The following is a 4833-nucleotide window of genomic DNA, read 5'->3' on the forward strand; positions in this document are numbered from 1 at the left end:
GTTTGAAAAAATCTATGAAATTCTTAGCTTAATGGCATTACCCTCAAGGGGAAACGAGGATTTGTGCCGCTAACTCTTGCGCCCCCCTTTGGGGGGTGGCAAGCGAACGAAATTTGTAGGGAGCCGTAGGCGACTGAAAATTTCGTGAGACGCTTTCCCTTGGAGAGAGGGCCGCGGAGCGGCGCGGGGGTGGGAGAGGCTGCATGGCACATTGTTACTCTAAGTTGGTATGGAACCGCCGTTAGGCGGCATTTATACTCATTGCCCGCAGGGCAATCCACAACCCTCGGGACCAAAGGGACCGTCAAACTTAAGAACCTTCCGACCATAGGTCGGTCAAACCTGAGAACCTTTTCTCCCACAACCCTTCTACACAACCCACGGGCCCTTCGGGCCCGTCCCCCCTTTGGTGGCTGGCGCCACCACCTTTCCCCCTCTTCGAGGGGGCACTATGGACGCGGGGCAATGTGCCACATTCATCCCATAAAAAAAACGGCGCCAAACGGCGCCGCACCACAACCTTCAGCGGCGAAGCCGCTGTCAAACTTCCGAACCCTCCGGCCCACAGGGCCGGTCAATCTTAAGAACCTTCAGCGCCCGCAGGGCGCTGAACCAAGGCGGCCCCTATATCTTTGAATTGGGAGACATACTGGTGTCTCCCGGGTCCCAGGGGACGATTTTCCCGGTTTTCAGGCTTTTCTGCACGTCGATGGTGCGCTGGTTGGAGGAGCCTTTGAAGAGGAGGGTGACGTCTTTTTTGTCCAGCATGAATTCGCCGTCCACCAGTACGTCGATCCGTTTCAGGAGTTCCATGGTTTCCGGCATGACCTTGGCGAAGTGGCCCAGAAGGTCCCGGTCGTAGAGGTAGCCGGTGAAGCACCAGATGGTTTTATGGGGGTAGAGTTCCTTGAACCGCTTCACCAGCGGGAGCAGGCCTTTCTGGTTTACCGGTTCCATGGGCTCTCCGCCCAGGAGGGTGAGGCCTTCGTAGAATTCATGGCCCGTTTCTTTGATGATGTAGTCTTCCACTTCCTTGGTAAAGGGTTTTCCGTAGTTGAAATCCCAGGTTTCCGGATTGAAGCAGCCTTTGCAGTGATGGGTGCAGCCGGAAACAAAGAGGGAGAACCGGATGCCCGGACCGTTGGCGATGTCGTATTCTTTAAAATTGGCGTATTTCATGGATGGACTCCTTGCTTTCTTTATATAAGTGAAAAGGCGGCGCGGAGCGCCGCCGGATTCAGTGCCCCTTGGGGGCTGAAGGTTCTTAAGACCGGCCCGGAGGGCAGGAGGGTTCGCAGGTTTGACAGCGCCTGCGGCGCTGAGGGTTAAGGAAGCACTGATTAATTCGCAGAATCGAATTTCATATGTATTTTTATCCAATGCTGCGTCATAAGTCTCCTTAAATAGCTCGCTATTCGCGTCGACTGATTCCTTGCGTTGGATAAAAATCCAAGAATGAAATCCGATAACGATTTAATCAGAGCTTCCTTAAGGTGGCGGCTTCGCCGCCATTTTTATATGTCGCTTCACGGCAGTTACACTTATTGCCCGCAGGGCAATCCTTAACCCTCGGCCCGGAGGGCCGTCAAACTTTAGAACCTTAAGAACCCTCGGGGCCAAAGGCCCCGTCAACCTTCACCTTTTATCAGAGGTGAAGCACGCGGTCCTTGATTTCCTGGGTACGGCCCTGGTTCCAGAACTGGGTGCCGATGTAGCCGCAGGTTCTCCGGGCCACGCTCATCTTGTGCTGGTCCCGGTTGCCGCAGTTGGGGCATTCCCATACCAGCTTGCCGTTTTCATCTTCCACGATTTTGATTTCTCCATCGTAGCCGCAGACCATGCAGTAGTCGCTCTTGGTGTTCAGTTCGGCGTACATGATGTTTTCATAAATATACTTCATCACCGTGAGGACGGCGGGAATATTGGTCTGCATATTCGGCACTTCGATGTAGGAGATAGCGCCGCCGGGGGAGAGTTTCTGGAAGTCCGATTCAAATTTCAGCTTATGGAAGGCGTCGATCTTTTCAGCCACATGGACATGGTAGCTGTTGGTAATGTAGTTCTTGTCGGTGACGCCGGGGATGATGCCGAACCGTTTCTGCAAACATTTGGCAAATTTGTAGGTGGTGGATTCCATGGGGGTGCCGTAGACGGAGTAGGAAATATTTTCCGCTTTTCTCCATTCTGCGCACTTATCGTTCAGTTTCTGCATGACGGCCAGGGCAAATTTTCTGCCTTCGTCGGTGGTGTGGGATACGCCCAGCATGCGGACGCACATTTCATAGAGGCCTGCATAGCCCAGGGAAATGGTGCTGTAGTTGTTGAAGAGGAGCTTGTCGATGGTTTCGCCTTTTTTCAGTCTTGCCAGAGCGCCGTACTGCCACAGGATGGGGGCTACGTCGGACACGGTGCCCAGGAGCCGTTCGTGGCGGCAGCGGAGGGCCCGGTGGCAGAGTTCGAGGCGGTCTTCCAAAATCTTCCAGAAGCGGTCCATGTCTCCGTCAGAGGAGCAGGCCACGTCCACCAGGTTGATGGTGACTACGCCCTGGTTGAAACGGCCGTAGTATTTGTGTTCGCCGTGGGGTCCAAGGCCTTCGGTGTCAGGGGTGAGGAAGCTGCGGCAGCCCATGCAGGGGTATACGTCGCCGTTCTTCAGGCTCTTCATGATTTTGGCGGAAATGTAGTCCGGTACCATTCTCTTGGCGGTGCATTCCGCAGCCAGCTTGGTGAGGTAGTAGTAGGGGGAGTCGTCATGGATATTGTCTTCATCCAGCACGTAAATGAGCTTCGGGAAGGCAGGGGTAATCCATACGCCCTTTTCGTTCTTCACGCCCTGCATTCTCTGGCGGAGCACTTCTTCGATAATCATGGCCAGGTCTTTCCGGGTCTGTCCGTCAGGCACTTCGTCCAGGTACATGAACATGGTGACGAAAGGAGCCTGTCCGTTGCAGGTCATGAGGGTGATGAGCTGGTACTGGATGGTCTGGATGCCGGATTTGATTTCTTCCTTCAGGCGGCGTTCCACGATTTTTTCAATAATGGCTTTGTCCATGGATTCGCCGGTTTCTTTTCTTTCTGCAATCACTTCTTTTGTGATTTTCTTACGGCTGATGTCCACGAAGGGAGCCAGATGGGCCAGGGTAAAGGACTGTCCGCCGTACTGGTTCGATGCCACCTGGGCCACGATCTGGGTGGTGACATTGCAGGCGGTGAAGAAGGAATGGGGCTTCTCAATCATGGTCTGGCTGATGACCGTGCCGTTCTGCAGCATGTCCTCCAGATTGATGAGGTCGCAGTTGTGTTCCCTCTGGGCGAAATAGTCAGCGTCGTGGAAATGGATGATGCCTTCTTCATGGGCCTTCACGATTTCCTCCGGCAGCAGCAGTCTCTTGGTGAGGTCCTTGGACACCTCGCCGGCCATGTAGTCACGCTGTGTGGAATTGATGACAGGATTCTTATTGGAATTTTCCTGCTTCACTTCCTCATTGGACAGGTCGATGAGGGACAGAATGCCGTCGTCGGTGGTATTGCTCTTGCGGGAAATCTCTCTCTTATACCGATAGCGCACATATTTCTGGGCCACTTCATAGCCCCGCATTTCCATAATGCCCGTTTCCACCATGTCCTGAATGTCCTCCACATTCACCGCATGGGGATAGGAAGCAATCTTCTTGGCAATATTGTCTGCCACGGCGCGGATCTGGAATTCATTCATCTGGTGGATGGATTCCACTTCCCTGTTTGCCTTGCCGATGGCGTTTACAATTTTGGAAATATCAAAAGACACTTCCTGGCCATTTCTCTTGATTACATTCGTTTTTACATGAATGACGTCCATTTGATCCCTGTTTTCCATAACAAACACTCCCCTGTGTACCTCTTGAATATGATTTTGTGCAATTATAGCGATTTTCGATGAAATCATGCATTATACTAAATATAGTTCAGAAATAGAAATAAAGGCACAAGATGTTGTACCGCAGATAATCATACACCAAGTGGCAGGAAAAGGGAATAGACAGAATCCGTCCTTCCGCCATTCTAATTTTCCGTTCGCCGGCAGGATAATTCGAAAAATGCTGATATTCATAGAAAAGGGGAGATTTTAAAGAAATCAAATTCCGGGAGGGGAACCTATGGAATTTTTCTATAGGGATGTATAAGGGGAGTGGGATAGTGGGGATTGGATAAATGGTGAATGGTGAATGGTAAATGGTAAATGAAGGTGGGCGCCAAGAGGCGCCGCTTTTGTATGCCGCCTTTCGGCGGCAGTTTTAGCGGCGCTATGATTAGTGGAGCTTATGAAGAAACTGATACTCTGCGGGTTGTTGTGTCCCCGCTTGCGGGGGAAAGGTGGTGCCGCAGGCACCAAAGGGGGGAACCGCCGAAAGGCAGCCTTCCCGCCGACCGGTATTTGCTGGCAGCCCGCTTACTATGGCCGCGCACCAGGATTCTTCACTTCCTTCAGAATGACCGGTTGGGGCGGGAAGGAAATCCCGTAACGTCCCTTGCCCACCCCTGTATAAGGGGTGGGTGGCGAGCGCAGCGAGCCGGAAGGGGTCAGCCGCGAAGCGGCCTATAAAATTCATTGCCCGCAGGGCAATCCACAACCCTCAGCGGCCAAAGGCCGCTGTCAAACTTCAGAACCCTTGCCCGCAAAGCGGGCATCAAACTTTAGAACCTTTTCCCACAACCTTTTTTCACAACCCTTCTACACAACCCACGGGCCCTGCGGGCCCGTCCCCCTTTGGTACTACGTACCACCTTCCCCCCCAAGCGGCAATGCTATTGCGTTAAGGCATCGACCGAAAAAAAGTTGTCATTTTGAATGAG

At 52.8% G+C, this 4833-nt stretch carries 2 protein-coding genes; both read right to left on the reverse strand.

What is annotated here, in order from left to right; translation table 11 throughout:
* Window positions 1–624 precede the first annotated feature (624 nt).
* On the reverse strand, window positions 625–1179 hold the full coding sequence (nrdG, locus tag Q0482_RS06850; RefSeq protein WP_299144947.1) for an anaerobic ribonucleoside-triphosphate reductase activating protein: 555 nt from the start codon (window positions 1177–1179) through the stop codon (window positions 625–627).
* 466 nt (window positions 1180–1645) lie between these two features.
* The gene (gene nrdD, locus Q0482_RS06855; protein ID WP_299144949.1) at window positions 1646–3856 is read right to left on the reverse strand and encodes an anaerobic ribonucleoside-triphosphate reductase; all 2211 of its coding nucleotides are present in this window, start codon (window positions 3854–3856) and stop codon (window positions 1646–1648) included.
* Between the last annotated feature and the right edge of the window lie 977 nt (window positions 3857–4833).

The sequence above is a fragment of the uncultured Dialister sp. genome (genome assembly GCF_937959425.1).
In the GTDB taxonomy this organism is placed as follows: Bacteria; Bacillota; Negativicutes; order Veillonellales; family Dialisteraceae; genus Dialister.